General features: G+C 69.8%; 21 protein-coding genes. 12 read left to right on the top strand and 9 right to left on the bottom strand.

Annotated features, from left to right (window positions below; translation table 11 throughout):
• The first annotated feature begins 1 nt into the window (after window position 1).
• The 3 genes from H7F49_RS07235 to H7F49_RS07225 all read left to right on the top strand — a co-directional run bounded on the left by H7F49_RS07235 (window position 2) and on the right by H7F49_RS07225 (window position 3,612).
• The gene (locus H7F49_RS07235; protein WP_185682904.1) at window positions 2-946 is read left to right on the top strand and encodes a S1/P1 nuclease; all 945 of its coding nucleotides are present in this window, start codon (window positions 2-4) and stop codon (window positions 944-946) included.
• Complete coding sequence (gene dapE / locus H7F49_RS07230) at window positions 943-2,115, top strand: succinyl-diaminopimelate desuccinylase (RefSeq protein WP_185682903.1); 1,173 nt, start codon at window positions 943-945, stop codon at window positions 2,113-2,115. The genes H7F49_RS07235 and dapE overlap by 4 nt, the downstream gene beginning before the upstream one ends.
• A gap of 186 nt (window positions 2,116-2,301) precedes the next feature.
• The gene (locus H7F49_RS07225) at window positions 2,302-3,612 is read left to right on the top strand and encodes a dicarboxylate/amino acid:cation symporter (protein WP_185682902.1); all 1,311 of its coding nucleotides are present in this window, start codon (window positions 2,302-2,304) and stop codon (window positions 3,610-3,612) included.
• Between the two features lie 237 nt (window positions 3,613-3,849).
• On the opposite strand, the gene H7F49_RS07220 is transcribed toward H7F49_RS07225, so the two are convergent.
• From H7F49_RS07220 to dapB, 4 genes are all read right to left on the bottom strand, one after another.
• The gene (locus H7F49_RS07220; RefSeq protein ID WP_185682901.1) at window positions 3,850-4,269 is read right to left on the bottom strand and encodes a hypothetical protein; all 420 of its coding nucleotides are present in this window, start codon (window positions 4,267-4,269) and stop codon (window positions 3,850-3,852) included.
• 23 nt (window positions 4,270-4,292) lie between these two features.
• Complete coding sequence (gene nth / locus H7F49_RS07215; protein ID WP_185682900.1) at window positions 4,293-5,051, bottom strand: endonuclease III; 759 nt, start codon at window positions 5,049-5,051, stop codon at window positions 4,293-4,295.
• Window positions 5,048-6,265: a M48 family metallopeptidase gene (locus tag H7F49_RS07210; RefSeq protein ID WP_185682899.1), complete on the bottom strand. Its 1,218-nt coding sequence runs from the start codon at window positions 6,263-6,265 to the stop codon at window positions 5,048-5,050. The genes nth and H7F49_RS07210 overlap by 4 nt, the downstream gene beginning before the upstream one ends.
• Window positions 6,266-6,327: 62 nt before the next feature.
• A complete protein-coding gene (dapB, locus tag H7F49_RS07205) occupies window positions 6,328-7,056 on the bottom strand; it encodes a 4-hydroxy-tetrahydrodipicolinate reductase (RefSeq protein ID WP_185682898.1) in 729 nt (242 codons plus the stop codon).
• Between the two features lie 128 nt (window positions 7,057-7,184).
• On the opposite strand from dapB, the gene H7F49_RS07200 reads away from it, so the two are divergent.
• Window positions 7,185-7,889: an NAD-dependent deacylase gene (locus tag H7F49_RS07200; RefSeq protein WP_185682897.1), complete on the top strand. Its 705-nt coding sequence runs from the start codon at window positions 7,185-7,187 to the stop codon at window positions 7,887-7,889.
• Here H7F49_RS07200 and H7F49_RS07195 read toward each other — a convergent pair.
• Both H7F49_RS07195 and H7F49_RS07190 read right to left on the bottom strand, forming a co-directional pair.
• Window positions 7,886-9,502: a GMC family oxidoreductase gene (locus H7F49_RS07195; protein ID WP_185682896.1), complete on the bottom strand. Its 1,617-nt coding sequence runs from the start codon at window positions 9,500-9,502 to the stop codon at window positions 7,886-7,888. The genes H7F49_RS07200 and H7F49_RS07195 overlap by 4 nt on opposite strands.
• Window positions 9,499-10,275, bottom strand: coding sequence for a HesA/MoeB/ThiF family protein (locus tag H7F49_RS07190; RefSeq protein WP_185682895.1), 777 nt, complete (start codon window positions 10,273-10,275; stop codon window positions 9,499-9,501). Before H7F49_RS07190 ends, H7F49_RS07195 begins: the two co-directional genes overlap by 4 nt.
• 246 nt (window positions 10,276-10,521) lie before the next feature.
• Here H7F49_RS07190 and H7F49_RS07185 point away from each other — a divergent pair, with 246 nt between their 5' ends.
• Together H7F49_RS07185 and H7F49_RS07180 are read left to right on the top strand one after the other, a co-directional pair.
• Complete coding sequence (locus tag H7F49_RS07185; protein WP_185682894.1) at window positions 10,522-10,920, top strand: hypothetical protein; 399 nt, start codon at window positions 10,522-10,524, stop codon at window positions 10,918-10,920.
• A complete protein-coding gene (locus tag H7F49_RS07180; RefSeq protein WP_185682893.1) occupies window positions 10,908-12,431 on the top strand; it encodes a methyl-accepting chemotaxis protein in 1,524 nt (507 codons plus the stop codon). The genes H7F49_RS07185 and H7F49_RS07180 overlap by 13 nt, the downstream gene beginning before the upstream one ends.
• Window positions 12,432-12,501: 70 nt before the next feature.
• On the opposite strand, the gene dnaA is transcribed toward H7F49_RS07180, so the two are convergent.
• From dnaA to mutM, 3 genes are all read right to left on the bottom strand, one after another.
• The gene (gene dnaA, locus H7F49_RS07175) at window positions 12,502-13,947 is read right to left on the bottom strand and encodes a chromosomal replication initiator protein DnaA (protein ID WP_185682969.1); all 1,446 of its coding nucleotides are present in this window, start codon (window positions 13,945-13,947) and stop codon (window positions 12,502-12,504) included.
• A gap of 601 nt (window positions 13,948-14,548) precedes the next feature.
• Window positions 14,549-14,809 carry a 30S ribosomal protein S20 gene (rpsT, locus tag H7F49_RS07170; RefSeq protein ID WP_185682892.1) on the bottom strand — a complete coding sequence of 87 codons (261 nt, stop codon included), beginning with the start codon at window positions 14,807-14,809 and terminating at the stop codon, window positions 14,549-14,551.
• Window positions 14,810-14,975: 166 nt separating this feature from the next.
• Complete coding sequence (gene mutM / locus H7F49_RS07165; RefSeq protein ID WP_185682891.1) at window positions 14,976-15,791, bottom strand: bifunctional DNA-formamidopyrimidine glycosylase/DNA-(apurinic or apyrimidinic site) lyase; 816 nt, start codon at window positions 15,789-15,791, stop codon at window positions 14,976-14,978.
• A gap of 54 nt (window positions 15,792-15,845) precedes the next feature.
• On the opposite strand from mutM, the gene H7F49_RS07160 reads away from it, so the two are divergent.
• From H7F49_RS07160 to dut, 6 genes are all read left to right on the top strand, one after another.
• The gene (locus H7F49_RS07160) at window positions 15,846-16,604 is read left to right on the top strand and encodes a class I SAM-dependent methyltransferase (RefSeq protein WP_185682890.1); all 759 of its coding nucleotides are present in this window, start codon (window positions 15,846-15,848) and stop codon (window positions 16,602-16,604) included.
• Between the two features lie 133 nt (window positions 16,605-16,737).
• Window positions 16,738-18,306 (top strand): 2-polyprenylphenol 6-hydroxylase, encoded by a 1,569-nt coding sequence (ubiB, locus tag H7F49_RS07155; RefSeq protein WP_185682889.1) that lies wholly within the window; start codon window positions 16,738-16,740, stop codon window positions 18,304-18,306.
• A gap of 53 nt (window positions 18,307-18,359) precedes the next feature.
• Window positions 18,360-19,430, top strand: a complete 1,071-nt coding sequence (locus H7F49_RS07150) for a glycosyltransferase family protein (protein ID WP_185682888.1) — start codon at window positions 18,360-18,362, stop codon at window positions 19,428-19,430.
• Window positions 19,423-20,571 (top strand): hypothetical protein, encoded by a 1,149-nt coding sequence (locus tag H7F49_RS07145; protein ID WP_185682887.1) that lies wholly within the window; start codon window positions 19,423-19,425, stop codon window positions 20,569-20,571. The genes H7F49_RS07150 and H7F49_RS07145 overlap by 8 nt, the downstream gene beginning before the upstream one ends.
• Before the next feature lie 7 nt (window positions 20,572-20,578).
• Window positions 20,579-22,117 carry a bifunctional phosphopantothenoylcysteine decarboxylase/phosphopantothenate synthase gene (locus H7F49_RS07140; RefSeq protein ID WP_185682886.1) on the top strand — a complete coding sequence of 513 codons (1,539 nt, stop codon included), beginning with the start codon at window positions 20,579-20,581 and terminating at the stop codon, window positions 22,115-22,117.
• Window positions 22,104-22,589, top strand: a complete 486-nt coding sequence (gene dut / locus H7F49_RS07135) for a dUTP diphosphatase (RefSeq protein WP_235981982.1) — start codon at window positions 22,104-22,106, stop codon at window positions 22,587-22,589. Before H7F49_RS07140 ends, dut begins: the two co-directional genes overlap by 14 nt.
• The last annotated feature ends 74 nt before the right edge of the window (window positions 22,590-22,663 follow it).

The following is a 22,663-nucleotide window of genomic DNA, read 5'->3' as shown; positions in this document are numbered from 1 at the left end:
GATGCGCAGCCTGGTCGCAGCCGTGCTCGCCCTGATCATGCTCTGGTCCGGTCCGGCAGCAGCCTGGTGGGAGTATGGCCACCACACCATCGGCTCGGTCGCCCTGGCCAATGTCCGTCCCGCCACCCGCGCCGAGATTGCCCGCCTGCTGCGCGCGCAGCGCCAGCTTGGCACGCCGGACTGCCCGGTCCGCTCGCTGGAAGAGGCGGCCTATTGGCCGGATTGCCTGCGCAAGGAGACCTGGCGCTGGGCCTACACCTTCCCCTGGCACTTCCAGACCATGCCGATCTGCAAGCCGTTCGACCCCAAGGCGAACTGCGCCAACGGCAATTGCGTCTCGGCCCAGATCGAGCGCAACCGGCGCATCCTGGCAGACCGATCGCTGCCCGATGCCCAGCGGCTCGAGGCCCTGGCGTTCCTCGCCCACTTCGTCGGCGACATCCATATGCCGCTCCATTCGGGCGACAACGAGGACGCCGGGGGCAACGGGGTCAAGGCGGCCTATGGCATCGCCGGCGGGACCAACCTCCACGCGATCTGGGACGGGCTCGAAACCGAACGCGCGATCTCCTCGGTCGAGGCCCCGCTGGTCCGCCGCTACCCGGCCGCCGAGCGCGCCGCTCTGGCCGGCGGCACGGTGGCCGACTGGGGCCGCGAATCGTGGCAGTTGGCCCGCACGATCTATGGCCGCGCCTTCGGCCGCGACGATCCCTGCGCGGGTGGCCCGGCTCCGGCCCGCGTGGTCTGGACCGACAGGGCGATCGAACAGAGCCTGCCCGATGCCCGCCGCCGGATCGTCCAGGGCGGCCTGCGCCTGGCCGGGCTGCTCGACGAGGCGCTGGGGCCGACAAGCCGGGATGTGCCGGGCCGGGATGTGCCGGGCCGGGATGTGCCGGGCCGGGTTGTGCCGGGCCGGTCCAGCCCATATGCCGGGCGGCAACCATGACCCGCACCGCCACCACCCTGCCCACCGCGCTTGATCTGGCCGAAGCGCTGATCGCCTGCCCCAGTGTCACCCCGGCCACGGGGCTGGTGTTCGATTGCCTGGAGGCCCAGCTCAAGCCGCTGGGCTTCACGGTGCACCGCGCGCTCAGCGGCGCGGCCCCCGATGGCCCGGTCGAAAACCTCTATGCCGTCCGGCGCGGCCCGCCAGGATCGCGCCACTTCGCCTTTGCCGGGCACCTCGACGTGGTACCCCCCGGCGAGGGCTGGTCGAGCGGCCCGTTCCTGCCCGAGCGGCGCGGCAACCTGCTGTACGGGCGCGGCGCGGTCGACATGAAGGGATCGATCGCGGCGATGGTCGCAGCCGCGGCACAGGTCCCGGCCGAGGCCGGGACGCTCAGCTTCCTGATCACCGGGGACGAGGAAGGCCCGGCGGTCCACGGCACCCTGGCGCTGATCGATCATCTGCGCGCGGTGGGCGATCAGCCCGACCTGTGCCTGGTGGGCGAGCCGACCTCGGTCCAGCGGCTGGGCGACATGGCCAAGATCGGCCGGCGCGGCTCGGTCAACGTGTGGATCGAGGTGGCCGGCAAGGAGGGCCACGTCGCCTATCCGCACCTGGCCGACAACCCGGTGCCCCGCCTGGTCGCGCTGCTGGCCGAGCTGGACGCGCTGGTCCTGGACGAGGGGACCGACTGGTTCCAGCCATCGAACCTGGAAATCACCGAGATCGTGGTGGGCAATCCCGCCACCAACGTCATCCCGTCCAAGGCCAGCGCGCGCCTGTCGATCCGCTTCAACGATCGCCACACCGGGGCCAGCCTGTCCGCGCTGGTCGACGAGATCGCCCGCCGCCATGGCGGCACGACCCGGCCGGTCGTTTCGGGCGAGGCCTTCCTGACCGAGCCCGGCGCCTTTTCGGCCCTGCTGGTCGCCGCGGTCGAGGCGGAGACCGGGATCACCCCGGAACTGTCCACCACCGGCGGCACATCGGACGCGCGCTTCCTCAAGGCGGTCTGCCCGGTGATCGAATTCGGCCTGTGCAACGCGACCATGCACAAGCGCGACGAGGCCGTGGCGATCGAGGATCTGGACACCCTGGCGCGGATCTATGCGCGGGTGGCCCTGGCGGCCCTTGCCGCAGACGGATCGGGCGGGGAGGCCGCAGCCTGACGTATTTGCCTAGTCAGCGCGGAGCGGTTAGCCTGCCCCGCTGAACGAACAGACCGGTCCCGTTCGTGTCGAGCGCAGTCGAGACACGCCGCGCTGGGTGTCTCGACTGCGCTCGACACGAACGGGCTTTGTATAAGGATCGGGGGAGGCGGGGTCCGCCCGCACCCCGGCGTTGGAAGGAACACCATGGCGCGGCGGCTGACCCTCTTCATCGTGATCGGCATGATCCTGGGCCTCGCGCTCGGGGCCGTGCTCAACCAGAGCTATGCCGCCAAGGACCCGGCCCTGGCCGAGATCGCCGACCTGCTGAAGCTGCTGCCCGACGTGTTCCTGCGCCTGATCAAGATGATCGTCGCGCCGCTGGTGATGGCGACGATCGTCACCGGGATCGCCTCGATGGGCGACAGCACCGCGCTCGGCCGGATCGGCGGGCGCGCGCTGGCCTGGTTCGTGACCTTCAGCTTCATCTCGATCGCGCTCGGGCTGGTCATGGTCAACCTGCTCCAGCCCGGGGTCGGGCTAGCGCTGACCCCGACCGGTGAACTGGGTGAGCTGGCCACCGGCGATTTCACCTTCCGCCACTTCGTCCTGTCGGTCTTCCCGGCCAGTCCGATCGACGCGATGGCCAAGAACGATATCCTCCAGGTGCTGGTCTTCTCGGTCTTCGTCGGGATCGCCCTCTCGGCCATCGGCGAGCGCGGCGCGCCGCTGGTGCGCGGGGCCGAGGCCCTGGCTCAGGCCATGCTGACCGTGACCGGCTATGTGATGAAGTTCGCGCCCTTCGCCGTGTTCGGCGCCATCGCGTCGGTCGTGGCGGTGCGGGGGCTGGCGATCGTGATCACTTACGGCAAGCTGGTCGGATCGTTCTACGTCTCGATGCTGGTGCTCTGGGCCGTGATCCTGCTGGCCGGATCGGTGTTCCTGGGCGGGCGCATCTTCACGCTGATGCGCTACATCCGCGAACCGCTGCTGCTGGCCTATTCGACCGCGACCTCGGAAGCCGCGCTGCCCAAGCTGTTCGAGCAGATGGACCGGTTCGGGGTGCCGCGGCGCGTCTCGGGCTTCGTCCTGCCGCTGGGCTACAGCTTCAACCTCGACGGTTCGATGATGTACACCAGCTTCGCCGCGATGTTCATCGCCCAGGCCTATGGCATCCACCTGCCGGTCTCGAGCCAGATCGTCATGCTGCTGACGCTGATGGTCACGTCCAAGGGCATCGCCGGGGTGCCGCGCGCCAGCCTGGTGGTGATCGCCGCTGCGCTCAACCAGTTCGGCCTGCCGGTCGAGGGGATCGCGCTGGTGCTGGGGGTCGATCACTTCATGGACATGGGGCGTTCGGCCACGAACGTGGTGGGCAATGCGGTCGCGACCTCGGTCGTGACCAAGTGGGAAGGCATGTTCCAGCCCGAGCGCGAGCCCGATGCCGAACCGCCCGTCCCCCCGCACGACACGCCCGAGCACGGCCGCAAGGGCCTCAATCTGGACGCGGGGCAATAATCCGCCCCCTCCGACAGGAACGGAGCATGGGGTGGTCGGGCTCCTTGCACCTGACGCGTTTTCGCTGACGGTTCAGGCTGCCGGGTTGCTGGCGCGATCCACCAAGGTCTGAACCCCTCCCGCTGCGACTAGCCGAACCTTCCGGTTCGGTCAGTCTCGCTCCCCTCCCCAATGGGGAGGGGCTGGGGGAGGGGGGTCGGCGCTGGGGACATCGATTTCGCCAAACGGACAACAAGCCTAGCGCCGGCGCTCCAGCTCGATCGGGGTGAAGGGCCCCAGACCGCAGGCCGCGCCCGGCATCAGGCCGGGGCCCAGGCGCTGCAGGACGGTGATGATGTCCTGCTGGCAAAGCTGGCTGATCGAGGTGTTGAAGCTGAAGGCCCGCTCCAGCGTCAGGCCGGGGCAGGAATTGGGCAGGGTGCTGCGCCACCCGCGACGGCCGCCGGGGGCCAGGAAATCGATCGTGCGGCTGTCGCGCACCTGCGTCTCGCGGAACTGCATCAGCGGAATGCAGGACTCGGCGGGGCCGGTGACCCTGGCCGGGGGGACGCGGTCGGCACGGTAGGGTGTCGTGCCGGGCTGGGTGCCGCTGCAGCCGGCCAGGGCCAGCGGGAGGCCGAGTGAGAGGAGGACGGAAGCGGGCGGACGAAGCGGCATCGTGATCTCCCGGGGTTGGCGAATCAGCTGGTGTGGGTCTGGGCAGAGGCCTCTTGCGGAGCGGCAACGGGCTGGCCCGAGGTGCGTTCCGGTTTGCGGGCCTTGGGCTTGGCCTTGGTCTTGGCTTTGGGCGGGCTCTTGGCCGTGGGATCGAGCACCTTGGCCTTGAACCCGCACAGGTCGGCCACCGGGCAGCGCCAGCATTCCGGGCGCCGCGCCTTGCAGACATAGCGGCCATGCAGGATCAGCCAGTGATGCGCGCCGAGGCGGAACGGCTGCGGCACCTTCTTCTCGAGCTGCTTCTCGACGGCGAGGGGGGTCTTGCCCTTGGCCAGACCGGTGCGGTTGCCCACGCGGAAGATGTGCGTGTCGACCGCGAAGGTCTCGGCCCCGAAGGCGCAGTTCATCACCACGTTGGCGGTCTTGCGGCCCACCCCGGGCAGGGCGGTCAGGGCATCGCGGTCCGCCGGGACCTCGCCGCCGTGGTCGCGCACGAGGATTTCGGACAGGAGGATCGTGTTCTTCGCCTTGGCGTTGAACAGGCCGATCGTCTTGATGTGCGCCTTCAGCCCCTCCTCTCCCAGATCGAGCATCTGTTGCGGGGTCTTGACGTCGCGGAACAGCGCCCGGGTCGCCTTGTTGACCCCGACGTCGGTCGCCTGGGCGGAGAGGACCACCGCCACCAGCAACTGGTAGACGTTGCCGTACTCCAGCTCGGTCTCGGGCGACGGATTGCCCTCGGCCAGGCGGCGGAAGAATTCGAAGATCTGGTCGCGGGTCATGGCCGGTGCGGGGGAGGAGAGGCCGGTGGAGCCGAACCGGAAGCCGCGACGGGCGGAGTGGTTGGGTGGCCGGCCTTCCATTCCATCGCCCGGCGCACCCGCTTCTCGACCGACGGATGGGTGTAGAATAGCATCTCTTCCACCGGATGCGGCCGGGGGTAGCGATACTCGGCGGTCTTCACCAGCGCGGTGGCCAGGGCATCGGGCTCGTTGACGTGCTGCAGCGAATAGGCGTCGGCCGCGGTCTCTCCGCTGCGGATCATCGCGTTGATCACCGGGGTGAACAGCAGGCCGATGATCGCGCCGAGCGCGGCCATGACCGGCAGGCCGACCGGATCGTCGAGCGTCGCCCGGCTGCCCATCACCGCCGCGGTGCGGGCGAACAGGCGGTCGATCACGAACAGGGCCAGGATGGCCAGGGCGGCGATGACACCCAACTGCCGCCAGACATGGCCCAACTGGTAATGCCCCGCCTCGTGCCCGGTCACGGCGCGGACCTCGGCCAGCGAGGCCTGCTTCAGCGCCACGTCGGAAATGGCGATGCGCGCGGTCGGGCCGATGCCAGAGACATTGGCGGTGAAGCGGTCGGACTGGCGCGAGCCATCGTACATGAAGATGCGATCATGCGGGATGCCGACATCATCGGCGATCTGCTCCAGCGCCACTCGCACTGGTCCGGGCGGGACCGGCTGGTAACGGTTGAACAGCGGCTCGATCACCGCCGGGCCGGCCAGCAGCATCACCGCCGTGGCCGTCGTGGCGAACAGCCCGCCCCACACCCACCAGCGCCGCCCGGTGCGCCGCACCAGGGCATAGACGCCCAGCAGGAACAGCGCGCCCAGGATTCCGCTGATCAGCGAGGACAGGGCCATCTGGCCCAGATAGTCACCCAGCGGCTGGCGGGTCATCCCGTAGGACCGCTCGCGCGCCCAGTCGGTCCAGATCGTCCACGGCAGGCTGATCACCGTGTCGGCGATCAGGAACGCGAAACAGACGGCCAGGGTCCGCAGGGCCCAGCCGCGGCCGGCCAGTCGCGCCGCAATCCGGTCGAGCAAGCGGCTGCGCACGATCAGCCACAGCAGGACCAGAGTGACCGGCAGGCCGATCACCAGCAGCGCCTCGTTGCCGCGGGTGTAGCTGGCCGCCATGGCGAGGCGCTCGGGCCCCAGGGCATCCACCAGTCGCGCCGTTTCGGCCGCCGGATCGATCGTCATGCTGTTCTCCCGAACTGTATTGACGGCACAATACAGCGAAGGTCCGGCAAGGCAATCGGGGTTCAGAGGCCCAGCACTTCGGGCATGCGATAGCGTCCCGCCCCGCGTCCGATCAGCCACTGCGCCGCGCGCACCGCGCCGCGGGCGAAGATCGCCCGGTTCTCGGCGAGGTGCGACAGGGCGATCCGTTCGTTGTCGGCCAGGAAGTGGACGGTGTGGTCCCCGGCCACGCTGCCGCCGCGCAGGCTGGCAAAGCCGATCGTGCCCCGTTCGCGCGCGCCGGTGATCCCATCGCGACCCCGCTCGGAATGGTCGGCCAGGGCAATCATCCGGCCCTCGGCCGCGGCCTCGCCCAGCAGCAGGGCCGTGCCGGACGGAGCATCCACCTTCATCCGGTGGTGCGTCTCGACAATCTCGATGTCCCAGTCCTCGCCCAGCCGGCTGGCCGCCTCGCGCACCAGGTGGGCCAGCATGTTGACCCCCAGCGAGGTGTTCCCGGTCTGCAGCACGGCAATCCGCTCGGCGGCGTCATCGCAGAGGAAATGGTGGCGCTCTTCCAGCCCCGTGGTGCCGACCAGGATCGGCACGCCGGCGGCCACGGCGGCATCCAGGTTGGCTTCGAGCGCGTGCGGACTGGAGAAATCGATCAGGACGTCGCTGCTCCGGGCCAGGGCGAGCGGATCGCCGCCCTTGTCGATCCCGCCGGCCAGATCCTCGCCGGCCGCGGCAATCGCCTCGATCAGCGCCTTGCCCATCCGCCCCGCGCTACCGATGATCCCGATCCGTGCCACTGCCAAACTCCCGCCAGAGCCGTCATGCTGAACTTGTTTCAGCATCCATCGTGCCCCACACTCGGCTTCGTCCTTGGGGCACATTGGACCCTGAAACAAGGTCAGGGTGACGCCGGTTGGAGCAAGTCTTGCCTATCATCAAGAACATCGTGATCCTGACCGGCGCAGGGGTGAGCGCCGAGAGCGGGATCGACACCTTCCGCAGCGCGGGCGGCCTGTGGGAGCAGCACCGGGTGGAGGACGTGGCCACGCCCGAGGGCTTCGCGCGCGATCCCGAGCTGGTGCTGCGCTTCTATGACATGCGCCGCGCGGCGATCCAGACCAAGGCTCCCAATGCCGCGCACCACGCCCTGGCGCGGCTGGATGCGGTCTGGCCGGGCGAGCTGCTGATCGTCACCCAGAACGTCGACGACCTGCACGAGCGGGCCGGGGCGCAGCGGGTGCTGCACATGCATGGCGAGCACCTGAAGGCCTGGTGCACCGCCTGCGACGCCCGTTCGCCCTGGACCGCCCCGTTGATCGACCGCCCGCCGTGCCCGGCCTGCGGGACCAGTGCGTTGCGGCCCGACGTGGTCTGGTTCGGCGAGATGCCGTACCGCATGGACGAAATCTACGCCGCCCTGCGCGAGGCCGACCTGTTCGTCTCGATCGGGACATCGGGTGCGGTCTATCCGGCGGCAGGCTTCGTGCGCGGCGCGCGGGACCTGGGGATTCCCACGCTCGAGCTCAACCTGGAACGCAGCCAGGGCTCTGCCTGGTTCGACCAGACCCGGCTCGGCCCGGCCACCGAACTGGTCCCGGCCTGGGTCGATGAGGTGCTGGGGGACAGTTAACGGGCGTCGGCCAGCACCATCTCGGCGCCCTTTTCGGCGATCATCATGGTCGGCGCGGCGGTGTTGCCCGAAGTGATGGTGGGCATGACCGAGGCATCGATCACCCGCAAGCCGGCGATCCCGTCGACCCGCAGCCGGGAATCGACCACGCGGCCGATCGCCGCCGTGCCGACCGGATGGAAGATCGTCGTGCCGACCTGTCCGGCTGCCGCCCGCAGCTCGGCCTCGCTGGCATGGTCCGCACCCGGGCGGATCTCCTGCGGACGGTAAGGGGCGAGGGCCGCCTGGCCCACGATGGCGCGGGTCACCCGGATCGCCGCGGCGGCGCGGGCCAGGTCGGTCTCGGTCGACAGGTAGTTGGGCCGGATCGCCGGGGGCGTGGCGGGATCGGCGCTGGTGATGCGCGTTGTCCCGCGACTGTCCGGGCGGAGTTGGCAGACGCTGGCGGTGAAGGCGGGGAAGGGATCGAGCGCGCCGCCGAAGGCCTCGAGCGAGAGCGGCTGGACGTGATACTGCAGGTCCGGCCTGGCCAGCGCCGGATCACTCTTGACGAACAGGCCGAGCTGGCTGGGGGCCATGGCCATGGGGCCGGTGCGTCGCAGCAGGTACTCCGCCCCGATCAGGCCCTTGCCCAGCCATGAGGCGGCGCGCCGGTTGAGCGTGCTGGCGCCCTCGATCCGGTAGGCACAGCGCAGTTGCAGGTGATCCTGCAGGTTGGCGCCAACCGCGGGCAGATCGCGCACGGGGTTGATGCCCAGTGCGGCAAGGTGATCGGCCGCGCCAAGCCCGCTGCGCTCGAGGATCGCGGGAGAGCCGATCGCCCCGGCGGCCAGGAGCACCTCGCCGCGCGCGGTGGCGGTCCATTGCTCCCCACCGCGGCGCAGCACGATGCCGACCGCGCGGTCCTGCGCGATCAGCACGCGGTCGACCGTCACCCCGGTTTCGATCCGGAGGTTCGGCCGCCGCCGCACCGGCTTGAGGAAGGCATCGGCGGCGCTCCAGCGCCAGCCCCGGCGCTGGGTCACCTCGAACAGGCCCGAACCGGAATTGTCGCCGCGGTTGAAGTCGGGCGTCGGCGCCACACCGTACTGTTCGGCGGCGCGCTGGAATGCGTCGAGGATGTCCCACCGCAGGCGTTGCCGCTCGACCCGGATCTCGCCGCCCGCCCCGTGCCATTCGCCCGGCCCGGCGTGGTGGTCCTCGGCGCGCAGGAAATAGGGCAGGACCTCGTCCCAGCTCCAGCCCCGGGCTCCGGCCTGAGCCCAGCCGTCATAGTCCGCCGCCTGGCCGCGCATGTAGATCATGCCGTTGATCGACGAACTGCCGCCCAGGACCCGTCCGCGCGGATAGCGCAGGCTGCGGCCCTGTAGCGCCGGTTCGGCCTGGGTCTGCCAGCACCAGTCGGTCCGCGGGTTGCCGATGCAATACAGGTATCCGACCGGGACCTTGATCCACAGATAGCTGTCGGGACCGCCGGCCTCGAGCAGCAGCACGCGGTGGCGCGGATCGGCGGAGAGGCGGTTGGCCAGCACGCAGCCGGCCGATCCTGCCCCCACCACGATGAAGTCGAACTCGCCGAGCGCGGGTGGTTCGGCGGCGCGGTTCGGGCTCATCCGGCGGGTGTTCCGCAGGCTGCGCAGTCCCGGTCCTTGGGGACGCGGATCGTGCGGAGGCTGGGGACCAGACCTTCGTAGAGCTGCAACTGGCCCCATTGCGGATCGCCCAGTGCGGCCTGACCGGTCAGGGCCACCCGGATCGCCTGCATCGCTCCCAGGCTGCCGACGATCCCGGCCATTGCGCCCAGCACGCCATCGGCGGCGCAGGTGTCGCAATCCTCGGCATCGAAGGCATCGCCGACCCAGCAGCGATAGCAGGCCTGCCCCGGCAGATGTCCGGCGAAGTTGCCGACCTGGCCCTGGAAGCGGCCGAGCGCGGCGCTGGTCAGCGGCACGCCCGCGGCCACGCAGGCATCCGACACGGCCAGGCGGGTGGCGAAGTTGTCGCACCCGTCGAGCACCACCGTGGCCCCCGCCACCAGATCGGCCGCATTGCTCCGGTCAACCCGCAGGCTGCGGGCATGGACCGCGATCGCCAGGTCGAAATGGCGCACCCAGTCGGCCGCGGCATCGGCCTTGCCACGGCCAAGGTCCGTTTCACGGAAGATGGTCTGGCGTTGCAGGTTGCTCGCCTCGACCGCGTCGTCATCGATCAGGGTCAGTCGGCCGATCCCGGCGGCGGCGAGGTACTGCAAGGCTGGAGAACCGATCCCTCCGCAGCCCACCACCACCACATGGGCCGCCGCCAGCGCAACCTGCCCGGCGCCGCCGATCTCCGGCAGGACGATATGGCGGGCAAAGCGCTCCAGGCGGTCGGGGGTAAGGGCCATGCGCGGTGGTCTAGGCGAGCGCTGACCGGGAGAAAAGAGTCTCCGTGCCCCGCTGCCCCGGGGAGCGCCGGGACGATTGGCCGGGAGCGCGCGCCCAGGGCCCGGGCGGACCCTGCCAGAGTGGCGCGGGGGCTCTCCGACCTGTCACAAGGGGCAGGAAAAGTGTTGTGATACAGCCCTGTACGACGCGGAATTACCTAATGCGCGCTAACGAAAATACAGCGCGGGCGGGTTAATCATCCGCGCATGACCCTGCGCGCCAATCCGGTTCACGCGATCCTGCAGCCTGCGCGGCCCGCCCGCCTGGGCGGGGTTCTGCATGCCGGGGTGCTGCTGGCCACGCTGCTGGTCTGCCTGGTCCTGCCCCGCAATGGCCAGGGGGTGTTGCTGGTGTCCCTCGCGCCCCGGCCAGCCACGGTCCTGCCCCGGGACATCGGCTGGAACGGCCTGGCGCTGCTCGGCCGGGGCCCGCTGTCGGGCAGCCTGCTGGTGCGGCCGGCCGGTCCGGTGCCGCTGCTGGCGCTCCTGCGCCACGGCGTGGTGCCGATCGCGGTGCCCTTGGCCGTCTGCGGGCGTGACGGCGCCAACCGCCCGGGCGCAGGTCCCAATCCCTCTCCCGACAAGAGGTCCTCATGGATGAACTGACTCAACTGCGTCGTGCCGGTGTGCGGGTCGTGGCTGGCGTGTGCTGGCTGGCGACCCTGATCATCGGTGCCGGCTGCCTCTTCGCCGACAGCGGGGTCTTGCCGCTGGTGCTGGCAGCGGGGCTGGCGATCTATCCCACCCTTGCGGCCGGACAAGGCCGCGACGACGTGACCACGCGGACGATGCTGGGGCTGACCTTGCCGCTCTATGGCGCGCTGCTCCTGTTCCAGTGGGAACAGGCGGCCTGGTTCATCGATCTGCACATGACGTTCTTTGCCCTGATCGCGGTCCTCGCCATCATGGCGGACTGGCGCCCGATCCTGGCCGGCGCGGGGATCACGGCCGTCCACCATCTGGTGCTGAACTTCGTCGCGCCATCGCTGGTGTTCGGCGATGGCGCGCTGGGCCGGGTGGTGCTGCATGCGGTGATCGTGATCGTCGAGACCGGCGTGCTGATCGTGCTGACCAACACGCTGGAGCGCATGATGCTGGCCCAGGTTGCCGCGCAAGAGGCCAAGGCACAGCTCGAGCGCGATGCGCTGGCGCAGCGCACCGAGCGCGAGGCGGAGCAGCAGGTGGTGGTCGATGCCATCGCGCAGGGGCTGAAGGCCCTGGCCGCCGGAGACCTGCGCCGCCGCATCGATCGTCCCTTCCCGGGCGGCTTCGATGCGCTGCGTCTGGATTTCAATGCCGCGCTGGATGATCTCAACGGCATGGTCGGGCGCGCGGCCCAGGCGTCGAGCCAGATTCACAACGGGGCGAACGAGATCCGTATCGCGGCCGATGATCTGGCGACCCGCACCGAAGCCCAGGCCGCCTCGGTCGACCGGACGACCCAGACCATTGCCGCGCTGGTGGATTCGGCGCGCAACACGGCCGAGCGGGCCGACGAGGCGCGGGAAAGCCTGGCGCAGTCGCAGGAACGCGCGGTCGAGGGCCATGCCGTGGTCACCCGGGCGGTCGCGACCATGGGCCTGATCGAACAGTCGGCCGGGGAGATCGGCCAGATCGTCAGCATGATTGACGGGATCGCCTTCCAGACCAACCTCCTGGCCCTCAATGCCGGGGTCGAGGCGGCGCGGGCGGGGGAGAGCGGCAAGGGCTTTGCCGTGGTCGCCACCGAGGTGCGCGCGCTGGCCCAGCGCAGCGCCGACGCGGCCCAGGACATCAAGCGCCTGATCGAGGCTTCGAACACTCACGTGTCGCAGGGTGTCGAGCTGGTCACGGAAACCGGCAAGGTGCTGGAGAGCATGCTGGACGAGGTGACCCGCATTGCCTCGATCGTCAGCGAAATCACCGAGCGGGTGAAGCACAATGCCGGCGATCTCGGCGGGATCAGCGATGCCTTCCGCGGGATCGATCGCACCACCCAGCAGAACGCGGCCATGGTCGAACAGAGCAATGCCGCGCTTCGCTCGCTGGTGGCCGAGGCCGACAGTCTGATGGCGGAAATGGCGCGGTTCAAGCGCGAGCACGGCCGGGCAACAGCCCGCCTGGCTGTCGCAGCCTGAACCGGCGTGGCATCCCGACCGGTTCCGGCGCCGCGCGCCGGAACCGGTTGTGCCGGACGCAGGGGCGTCCTTAGTCCTCGAGCTGGCGGAGCAGCGTGCGCACGTCGCCGTCCATGTCGGCATCTCGGGTGCGCAGGTCCTCGATCAGCCGCACCGCATGGATCACGGTGGAATGGTCGCGGCCGCCGAACTTGCGGCCGATCTCCGGGTAGGACCGCGGAGTCAGCACCTTGGCCAGATACATCGCCACCTGGCGCGGCCGCACCACGGCGCGGGCCCGGCGCTTGGAGGCCATTTCGGTCCGGTCGACCCGGTAGAACTGGCACACCGTGCGCTGGATCTCGTCGATGGTGATCCGGCGGCGGTTGGCCGAGAGGATGTCGGTCAACTGTTCCTCGGCCAGTTGCAGGCTGACGCTCTGCCCGGTGAGCTGGGCATAGGCGATCAGCTTGTTCAGGCCGCCCACCAGTTCGCGCACGTTGCGGTTGATGGTGCGGGCCAGGAACTCGATCACGTCATCGGGCACCGCGGTCGGCGCGAAGCGGGCCAGGCGGTGTTCCAGGATCTTGCGGCGCAGCTCGATGTCGGCGGGCTGGATATCCGCGACCAGGCCCATCGACAGGCGCGACAGCAGCCGCTGCTCCACGCCGTCCAGCGCCTGGGGCGCGCGGTCGGCGGCGAAGACCAGCCGCTTGCCTTCGCCCAGTAGCGCATCGATTGTGTAAAGCAGCTCTTCCTGCGCGCTGGCCTTGCCGATGATGAACTGGATGTCGTCCACCATCAGCAGATCGAAGCCGCGCAGCCGCGCCTTGAACTCGATCATCTGGTTCTGGCGCAGCGCCTGGACGAATTCGACCATGAAGCGTTCGGCCGAGCAGTAGAAGATCCGTCCACGCGGATGGTTCTGCAGGAAGGCATGGCCGATCGCGTGGAGCAGGTGGGTCTTGCCCTGGCCGGTCGCCGCCTTGAGGTAGAGCGGCGAGAACTGCGGCTTTTCGGCCGCGGCGATGCGCTGGGCGGCATTGCACGCCAGCACGTTGGCCGATCCGGTGACGAAGCTGGCGAAGGTCAGCGAAGGATCGAGCCCGATCGAGGGCTGGCCCAGCACGCTGAATTCGCCGCCCCCCAGCTCGGTCCCGCCCAGGGTGAGGGCCGGCGGCTGCGGGATGGGCGCGTTCGGCGCGCCGTCATTGGCCGGACGGCGGCTGGCACCGGCCAGGCGCAGGTCAGGGGCCTGACGGCGGGTCGGGTGAACCGAGATGCGGACATGGCGCACTTCCGACCGGGCGATCTTCCACGCCAGGCTCAGGCGGTCGGCAAAGCGGTCAGCCACCCAGTTCGCCGAGAACTCGGTCGGCAGGAACAGGTCGAGCGTCCCGGTGTCCTTGCAGAAGCTGCCCAACTGGATCGGCTTGATCCACTGGCTGTGCAACTGCTGGCCCAGGTCCTTGCGCAGACCCTGGCTGATGTCCGCCCAGTCTGCGGCGAGGTCGAGGGCTTCCTGATCTTCCATCATGCGTACTTCGTTGACCTTGCCCTTATGCGACATGCCGGCCCTCCAGCACTCGCGCTGCCCGGCATGGGGACAATGCTTCCGCTCGCGTCACAGACTTGCCGTTCACCCGATCAGTCCCCCCTCTTGCCGACATCAACCCGTCCCCAAACATCGCCTCGCCCCTGGCAGGCGGGTCCCCGAAATCGCGGCGCAGACAAACCCTGTGCCGGAAAGCGAGGGCCTCCGGGCAGCGGGTGCGAATCTGGTCCGTGATACGACGGGCGAACCCGGCGCAGGTCCGATTTATGGTCGGGTTTCGGAGGAGGGCAAGCGCCTCGCTGCAAAAAAAATGAAATAATGGTTATTGACTTCGACGGACCCTACGCATTCCGGCGGTTGTCGTTCAAACAACTGAAAAACATGCATTTTCCGAAATGAATTCAACCGAATCGTGCTAAGCCGTTGGTTTCGATGCGATTCCCGATCCGGGACTTGGGCGGCCAGCACCAGCCCCGGCGCCGGGCAACGAAAAAGGCCGGAGGCAAAGCCCCCGGCCCTGTTCCGTTTTCGTGCTCGGCGCCTAGGTACTCGTCCCAGGGCGAAGCCGAATCATCCGGCTCGATCAGAGGCCGGCGACAGCCTTGGTCAGGCGCGACAGCTTGCGCGAAGCGGTGTTCTTGTGAAGCACGCCGCGGGCCACGCCGCGAGCCAGTTCCGGCTGAGCGGCCTTCAGGGCCTCTGCCGCTGCCGACTTGTCGCCCCCGGCGATCGCCGATTCGACCTTCTTCACGAAGGTGCGGATGCGGCTCAGACGGGCACCGTTGATTTCGGCGCGCCGTTCGTTCCGGCGGATGCGCTTGCGGGCTTGCGGCGTATTGGCCATGTCTGTCCTTCGTTCGGCCTTGGCGGCCTTGTCCTGAATTGCGTGCAAAAGCGGGGGACCCGGCCGAAGCCGTCCCGCAGGAAGCGCGGCCCTTAGCCTTGCCCCGCCGAATCGTCAACGGCTGTTTGCAGGGGCCTGGCCTCCGCATTGGCGCAGGATTGCGGCCCTAGCGCTGGCAGCGCTGGCAGAACCAGGTGCTGCGGCCGCCCTGGACGATCCGGCCGATGGGCCGTCCGCAGCTCCGGCAGTCCTGAGCCTCGCGGTCATAGACGTCGAAGGCCTTGGCGAAGTAGCCCAGCTGGCCATCGGGCTGGGCATAGTCGCGCAGCGTGCTGCCGCCGGCGGCGATCGCCTCGTCCAGCACCGCGCGGATCGCCGGGACCAGCCTGGTCAGTGCCGCGCGGGAGACCTGGCCCGCCGGCTTCTCCGGATGGATCCGGGCGCGATAGAGCGCCTCGCAGACATAGATGTTGCCCAGTCCGGCCACGATCCGCTGGTCGAGCAGCATCAGCTTGATCGCCGCGCTGCGCCCCGCCAGGGCTGTCGCCAGATGCCCCGCGGTCAGCCCTGGCGAGAGCGGCTCAGGCCCCATTGCGGCAAAGGGCGGCCAGGCTGCGAGCCCGGCCGTGTCGACCAGATCGACCGAGCCGAACCGGCGTGGATCGCACAGCGACAGGCGGTGGCCCGATCCGGTCTCGATCACCAGATGATCGTGCTTGCCCAGAGCCTCGGGTTCGATCCGCCAGCGGCCCGACATGCCCAGGTGGAACACCATGGTCCGGTCCCGGTCGGTCTGGATCAGCCCGTACTTGGCCCGGCGGCCGAGCCCGGTGACCCGGGCGCCGGTCAGGGCCTGGACCAGGCCGGGGGGGAAGGGGCGGCGCAGGTCCGCGCGGTTCAGGGTGACGCGGGCCAGGATCTCGCCGTCCAGAAACCGGGCGAGGCCCCGGACCGTCGTCTCGACTTCGGGCAATTCGGGCATGTCGGAGCGCTATCAGCCTTTCCGCTCAACGCAAACCGTCCTAAGGGCACGGGAATGAGCGAACAGGCACAGCCAGCGGCAGGTAGCGACCCGGTCTCCTTCGGCTACGAGGAGGTCACGCCCGAGGAAAAAACCCGCCGGGTCGGCGAGGTCTTTTCCAGCGTTGCGCGCAAGTACGACATCATGAACGACGCGATGAGCGTCGGCATGCACCGGCTGTGGAAGGATCGGTTCGTGCGCCGGGTCAAGCCGCGCGCGGGCGAGCAGATCCTCGACATGGCGGGCGGCACCGGCGACATCGCGTTCCGTCTGGCCGCCCATGGCGCGAGCGTGACAGTGTCGGACATCAACCAGGACATGCTCGACGTGGGGATCGACCGCGCGATGCAGCGCGGGATCGACGGGCTGGTCTGGTCGCGCCAGAACGCCGAGGCGCTGACCTTCGGGGATCGCTTCTTCGATGCCTATACGATCGCCTTCGGCATCCGCAACGTCACCCGCATCGACCTGGCCCTGGCCGAGGCGCACCGCGTGCTCAAGCATGGCGGTCGGTTCTTCTGCCTGGAATTCTCGACCACCGAATGGCCCGGGTTCAAGGAAATCTACGACGTCTATTCGCACCAGCTGGTGCCCCGCATCGGCCAGGCGATCGCCGGGGATGCCGATTCCTACCGCTACCTGATCGAATCGATCCGCCGCTTTCCCCGCATGTCCGAGTTCGAGCGCATGATCCGCGATGCCGGCTTCGTGCGGACCAAGGTCGAACCGATCCTGGGCGGCGCCGTGGCGATCCATTCGGGGTGGAAGGTGTGAGGGCTGGCAGCCTGACGGGCGTCGTCCCGGGCTCGTCCCGGGACCGCTGGCCGGATCGGACCGGCGTCGCATCGATGAGGCCAGCGGTCCCGGGTCAGGCCCGGGACGACGATAGTGCGTGCCCTGTTCGCGCATGACCACTGCCACCACCCATATCCTGCGTTTGCTTCGTTGGGGGCGCACGCTGGCCCGGCACGGCGCGCTGCGGATCATCGAGGAGGGCGCCAGCACGCCCGCGCCGGTGCGCCGGCTGTGCAGGCTCGCCCGCTTCGGCACGCTCCAGCCCCGCGAACCCGACTATGCCCGGGCCTTCCAGGCGATCGGTCCGGCGGCGATCAAGCTGGGCCAGACCCTCGCCACCCGGCCCGACCTGGTCGGCGAGGAGGCCGTGCGCAATCTCCTGACCTTGCAGGACAGCCTGCCTCCGGTGTCCTTCGCGGCGATCCGCGCCGAGATCGAGGCGAGCTTCCAGGCCCCGCTCGAAACGCTGTTCGCCTCGATCGAGCCTGACCCGGTCGGGGCGGCCTCGATCGCGCAGGTCCACAAGGCGGTGACCACCGATGGCCGGACCGTGGCGGTCAAGGTGCTGCGACCCGGCATCCGCGAGAAATTCGGCCGCGACATCCAGACCTACGAATGGGCCGCGGCCCACCTCGAGGCGTTTGGCGGCGAGGCCACGCGGCTGCGGCCGCGACTGGTGATCGCCAACCTCAAGCGCTGGACCGCGCGCGAGCTGGACCTGCGGCGCGAAGCGGCGAGCGCCTCGGAACTGGCCGAGGCGATGCACAGCTTCGCCGGCTATCACGTGCCCGCGATCGACTGGGACCGGACCAATGGTCGGGTGATGACCATCGAGTGGGTCGACGGCATCAAGATGAGCGACATCGCCGCGCTGCGCGCCAGCGGGCATGATCTGAAGGCCATGGCGCGGCGGCTGGTCCTGGCTTTCCTCAACCAGGCGATCGATGCCGGATTCTTCCATGCCGACATGCACCAGGGCAACCTGTTCGTGCGCCCGGACGGGACGATCGTGGCGATCGACTTCGGCATCATGGGCCGGATCGACCGGCAGGCGCGGGTCTGGCTGGCCGAGATCCTCTATGGCCTGACCACGGGCAATTACCGTCGGGTGGCCGAGATCCATTTCGAGGCGCAGTACGTCCCCAGCTTCCATTCGGTCGACGAATTCGCCACCGCCCTGCGCGCCGTGGGCGAGCCGATGCGCGGGAAGCCGGTCAGCGAGCTGTCGGTCGGGCAGATGCTGGACGGGCTCTTCGCGATCACCCGCGATTTCGACATGCAGACCCAGCCCCACCTGCTGCTGCTGCAGAAGACCATGGTCATGGTCGAAGGGCTGGCCACCGCGCTCGATCCCGAGATCAACATGTGGGACGTGGCGGCGCCCTTCGTGCGCGGGTGGATCCGCGACGAGCTGGGCCCCGAGGCCGCGATCGCCGACAAGCTGCGTGAGGGCGTTCGCACCCTGCTGGGCCTGCCCGACCTGGTGCGCCGCATCGAAGATCGCTACCCGGCCAAGGGCGGCGCCCCCGAGCCGCCGCCGCTGCCCGAGATCGAGCTGGTCTGGGCGCGTCGTCAACGGGCTGGTAACCACAAAGGCGCTAGCTGGCCCGGATACCTCCTTGCCGGAGGATGCGGGGGACTGCTGACGTGGTGGATGATCGCACAGGGTTGGGTGGGCTAGGCGCGCCGCGACACGATCGGTTTGCCCGCTGGCCCCAGTCTGCTGCCCGCGCGGTGCTCGCCCTGTTCCTGCTGCTTGCTGCCCTGGCCGCCGTGGCCCCGGGCTATGCCCCGCCGCCCCCGCCTGTGCCCAAGGTCACGGTGCGCGACGCGGCCGGCCACACCGTGGTGCGGCAGGAGGATGACAACGACCTGCGGCTCTATCGCCGGATCATCGCGCGGGTCCGGGCGGGCGAGAACTATTACCACGCCGCCGTCAGCGAGCAGCGCAGCAACAACTATCCGGTGATCCCGGGCTTCACCGTGCGCCTGCCCACCATGGCGGTGCTGGCCGCGACCCTGGGGGACCAGGCGATGATCGGGCTGGGCATGGTGCTGCTGGCCGCGATGCTGATCGCGCTCTGGCGGCGGGTGAACGGCGAGGCGGGCGGAGCCGAGCGCATGCCGATGGCGGTCAGCCTGGCGCTGGTCGGCCTGGCCAGCGGGCTCAATGTCCGGTTCGACGTGCTGCACGAGATCTGGGCGGCCAAGCTGATCGTGCTGTCGGTCGCGCTGCACCGCCCGCGCGAGGGCCGCTGGGGCTGGTCCTGGCTCGCCGCCGCCGCCGGCCTCGCCGTGCGCGAGCTGGTCCTGCCCTATGTCCTGCTGATGGGCACCATCGCGCTGTGGCGGCGCCGTATGGCCGAGGCCGGAGCCTGGCTGCTGCTGGTGGTCCTCTTTGCCGGGGCGTTGGCGCTCCACCTCCATTTCGCCGCCGCGCAGGTTCAGCCCGGCGATCCGGTCTCGCCGTCATGGCTGGTGCTGAAGGGCGTTTCGGGCTGGCTCTACAAGATCAACAATTCGACGCTGCTCTACCTGCTGCCGGTGTGGCTGTCGGGTCCGATCCTGGTCGCCGCCCTGCTGGGCTGGGCCGGCTGGCGCACGCCGCTCGGTACGCTCGGGTTCCTGCTGAGCGCCGGGTACGCCGTGATGTTCATGATCGCCGGGCGTGACAACAACTTCTACTGGGGCCTGCTGGTCAGCCCGATGCTGCTGATGGGCGCGGCCTTCCTGCCGATCTCGCTGCCCTCGCTGTGGCGGGCGGCCGGGCTGGGCGTGCCCGGGCGGTTGGCGATTCGTGCCTGACCCCAGCCTGACCGGACGCTATGCGGGCTGGCCGGCGGGCGCCGCCCGGGCGCTGCTGGCCGCCCTGCTGGCATTGCTGGTCGCGGCCGCGCTGGTGCCGATCCGCGCGGGCGAGGGCGATGTCGCGCCGGCCGGCGGTACCAGCGCCGCCGCCCCGCGCGAGCGCGATGCCGATCTGGTGCTGTACGATCACGTCATCGCCCGGCTTCGTCACGGCGAAAGCTATTACGCGGTCATCGCCGAGGAGCATCGTCGCCACAACTATCCGCTGCGACCCGGCTTCGCGGTGCGCCTGCCGACCCTGGCCCATGCCGAGGCGATTCTGCCCCATGGGGCCCTGATCCCGCTGTCGGTCGCGCTGCTGGGTGCGGTGCTGCTGGCCTGGTGGCGGCGTCTGGCCGAGGAGCCCGACGGCCTGCCCCTGCGCACCTTGGCCATGGCCGCCCTGTTCTTCGGCGCCTCGATCGGCACGATCCGCTACTTCTTCGTGCTGCACGAGCTGTGGGCCGGGCAATTGCTGGCCCTGTCCTTCGCGCTGCACAGGCCGGGGCAGCAACCAGGCCGGACCGGCCGCTGGTTCGCCGCCTGGTGCGCGGCGGCGGCGGCGCTGGCGATCCGCGAGCATGCCTTGCCCTTTGTCCTGCTGATGGCCGCCTTCGCCGCCTGGCACCGGCGCTGGCGCGAGGCTGCGGCCTGGGCGTTGCTCGCCGCGCTGTTCTGCGCCGCGCTGGCCTGGCACCTGCATACCGTTGCGGGCCTGCTGCGGCCGACCGATCCGCCATCGGCCTCGTGGATCACGGTGCGCGGGCTGAGCGGTTGGCTGTCGATGATCGTGCTGTCAGGCAACCTGCGCTGGCTGCCCCATGCCGTGGCGGGGCCGATCGTGGTCCTGGCCCTGTTCGGCTGGTCCGCCTGGCGCAGCGCCGCCGGGCTGTTCGGCAGCCTGCTGTTCGCGGGCTATGCGGTGCTGTTCATGATCGCGGGGCGGGGCGACAACTTCTACTGGGGGATGATGGTCGGCGCGGCCCTGCCGATGGGCCTGGCCTTTGTCCCGACGGGCCTGGGCGGACTGTGGCGCGCGGCGTTCCCGCTTGATTCCTCCACAAATCCGATTGTCTCGGGAAACGTTGCAGGGCAGTGAGGCGGCCATGGCCGGTCCACGCATCCTCCTGATCGTCGGCGGTGGCATCGCCGCCTACAAGTCGTGCGAGCTGGTGCGCCTGATTCGTCGCGGTGGCGGCTCGGTCACCTGCGTCCTGACCGATGGCGGGGCGAAGTTCGTCACCCCGATGGCGCTGGCCGCGCTCTCCGAGAATCCCGTCCACACCACCCTGTGGGACCTCAAGAACGAGGTCGAGATGGGACACATCCAGCTCTCCCGCCAGGCCGATCTGGTGGTGGTCTGCCCGGCCACCGCGAACATGCTGGCCAAGATGGCGCACGGCATCGCCGACGACCTGGCGACCACGCTGCTCCTGGCCACCGACAAGCCGGTGATGGCGGTTCCGGCGATGAACGTGCGGATGTGGCAGCACGAGGCGACCCAGCGCAACGCCGCGATCCTGCGCGAGGCCGGGGTCTTCGTGATGGATCCCGACAGCGGGGCCATGGCCTGTGGGGAGTACGGCCCCGGGCGCCTGCCCGAGCCCGAGGTGATCTGGGCCCTGATGGCCAGTTGGTTCACCGGTCCCGATGCCCTGCCGATGCAGGATGGGGCGGGCTGGCTGCCCCCCGCGCCGTCGACCCCCATGTATGGTAACGCCGCCCTGACCGAGGACGCCGAGGCCGAAGCCGGGACCGAGGCCGGGACCGATGCCGACCAGGGCGGGCTTGGCGGGCTCTCGGCCGGACTGGTCAAGCGCGCGGACCCTGCGGCGATCGCCGCCGCCGCCGGGGACGGCCTGCTGGTGCGCAAGGGCGGCGCGCGCGGTGCCCCGCCGACCGATCCTGCGGCGCTGGGCCTGGGCGATCCCCTCGGGGGCCTGCCGGAGGAGCCCGCTCTCGGCGCCTTCGATCCCCCGCTCGACGGACCTCTGGCCGGGCGCCACGTGCTCGTCACCGCCGGGCCCACGCACGAGCCGATCGATCCGGTCCGCTATATCGCCAACCGCTCGTCGGGCATGCAGGGCTTCGCCATCGCGGCGGCGGCGGCGCGGCAGGGCGCGCGGGTGACGCTGGTCAGCGGCCCGGTCCATCTGCCCACCCCGCCCGGGGTCGAGCGGATCGACGTCGAATCGGCGCGCGAGATGAACGATGCCGTGCGCGCCGCCCTGCCGGCCGATGTGGCGGTGATGGTCGCTGCGGTGGCGGACTGGCGGCCCAAGGATTTCGTCGAGACCAAGCTCAAGAAACGCGGTTCGGCACCGCCGGTCCTGGTCCTCACCGAGAACCCCGATATCCTGGCCGGGATCGGCGCCGATCCGGCGCTGCGGCCGGGGCTGCTGATCGGGTTCGCCGCCGAAACCGACGATGTCCTGCGCTATGCCACCGACAAGCGCCGTCGCAAGGGCGCCGACTGGATCGTCGCCAACGACGTCTCGTTCGGTGCGGATGGCGGCAGCGTGATGGGCGGGGCGGAGAACACCGTGCACATCGTCACGGCCGATGGGGTCGAGCATCTGCCGACCCTGCCCAAGGACCAGGTGGCCGATGCCATCGTCGAAAGGATCGCACTTGCCCTCCGCTGATCACCCATCCGCCGCAGCCGTTCCGGTTCTGCTCAAGCGCCTGCCGCATGGCGAGGGGCTGGCACTCCCCGCCTATGCCACGGCTGGCGCGGCGGGCATGGACGTGGTCTCCGCCGAGGATGTCACCATCGCGCCGGGCGCCCGGCACGCGGTGGCCACCGGGCTGGCGCTGGCGATTCCGCCCGGGTTCGAGATCCAGGTCCGGCCCCGCTCGGGCTTGGCGCTGAAACACGGCATCACCGTGCCGAACACCCCGGGCACGATCGATTCGGACTATCGCGGCGAGCTCAAGGTGATCCTCATCAACCACGGCGCCGAAGACTTCGCGATCCGTCGGGGTGACCGGGTGGCCCAACTGGTGCTGGCCCCGGTCACGCGCGGCGCCTGGGTGGAAGTCGACGAGCTGGATGCCACCGCGCGCGGCGAAGGCGGGTTCGGATCGACCGGCGGCGTCGTCGCGCTGGGCAACTGAGACGCGCCGAAGTCCGGTCTGCGGCCCCGAGGCGGGGCAGCGCTCTCCCGATCCTCTCCCCGTCATGGGGAGAG

This window comes from Novosphingobium aerophilum, from assembly GCF_014230305.1.
Lineage (GTDB): Bacteria > Pseudomonadota > Alphaproteobacteria > Sphingomonadales > Sphingomonadaceae > Novosphingobium > Novosphingobium aerophilum.
The sequence above is the reverse complement of the archived record's forward strand: the minus strand, read 5'-3'. Positions and strand labels throughout refer to the sequence as shown.

Excerpts from the sequence above, each read along its gene's own strand:
- H7F49_RS07235 (WP_185682904.1), top strand. The coding sequence starts at position 2 with ATGCGCAGCCTGGTCGCAGCCGTGCTCGCCCTGATCATGCTCTGGTCC.
- dapE (WP_185682903.1), top strand. The coding sequence starts at position 943 with ATGACCCGCACCGCCACCACCCTGCCCACCGCGCTTGATCTGGCCGAA.
- H7F49_RS07225 (WP_185682902.1), top strand. The coding sequence starts at position 2,302 with ATGGCGCGGCGGCTGACCCTCTTCATCGTGATCGGCATGATCCTGGGC.
- H7F49_RS07220 (WP_185682901.1), bottom strand. The coding sequence starts at position 4,269 with ATGCCGCTTCGTCCGCCCGCTTCCGTCCTCCTCTCACTCGGCCTCCCG.
- nth (WP_185682900.1), bottom strand. The coding sequence starts at position 5,051 with ATGACCCGCGACCAGATCTTCGAATTCTTCCGCCGCCTGGCCGAGGGC.
- H7F49_RS07210 (WP_185682899.1), bottom strand. The coding sequence starts at position 6,265 with ATGACGATCGATCCGGCGGCCGAAACGGCGCGACTGGTGGATGCCCTG.
- H7F49_RS07195 (WP_185682896.1), bottom strand. The coding sequence starts at position 9,502 with ATGAGCCCGAACCGCGCCGCCGAACCACCCGCGCTCGGCGAGTTCGAC.
- H7F49_RS07190 (WP_185682895.1), bottom strand. The coding sequence starts at position 10,275 with ATGGCCCTTACCCCCGACCGCCTGGAGCGCTTTGCCCGCCATATCGTC.
- H7F49_RS07185 (WP_185682894.1), top strand. The coding sequence starts at position 10,522 with ATGACCCTGCGCGCCAATCCGGTTCACGCGATCCTGCAGCCTGCGCGG.
- H7F49_RS07180 (WP_185682893.1), top strand. The coding sequence starts at position 10,908 with ATGGATGAACTGACTCAACTGCGTCGTGCCGGTGTGCGGGTCGTGGCT.
- dnaA (WP_185682969.1), bottom strand. The coding sequence starts at position 13,947 with ATGATGGAAGATCAGGAAGCCCTCGACCTCGCCGCAGACTGGGCGGAC.
- rpsT (WP_185682892.1), bottom strand. The coding sequence starts at position 14,809 with ATGGCCAATACGCCGCAAGCCCGCAAGCGCATCCGCCGGAACGAACGG.
- mutM (WP_185682891.1), bottom strand. The coding sequence starts at position 15,791 with ATGCCCGAATTGCCCGAAGTCGAGACGACGGTCCGGGGCCTCGCCCGG.
- H7F49_RS07160 (WP_185682890.1), top strand. The coding sequence starts at position 15,846 with ATGAGCGAACAGGCACAGCCAGCGGCAGGTAGCGACCCGGTCTCCTTC.
- ubiB (WP_185682889.1), top strand. The coding sequence starts at position 16,738 with ATGACCACTGCCACCACCCATATCCTGCGTTTGCTTCGTTGGGGGCGC.
- H7F49_RS07140 (WP_185682886.1), top strand. The coding sequence starts at position 20,579 with ATGGCCGGTCCACGCATCCTCCTGATCGTCGGCGGTGGCATCGCCGCC.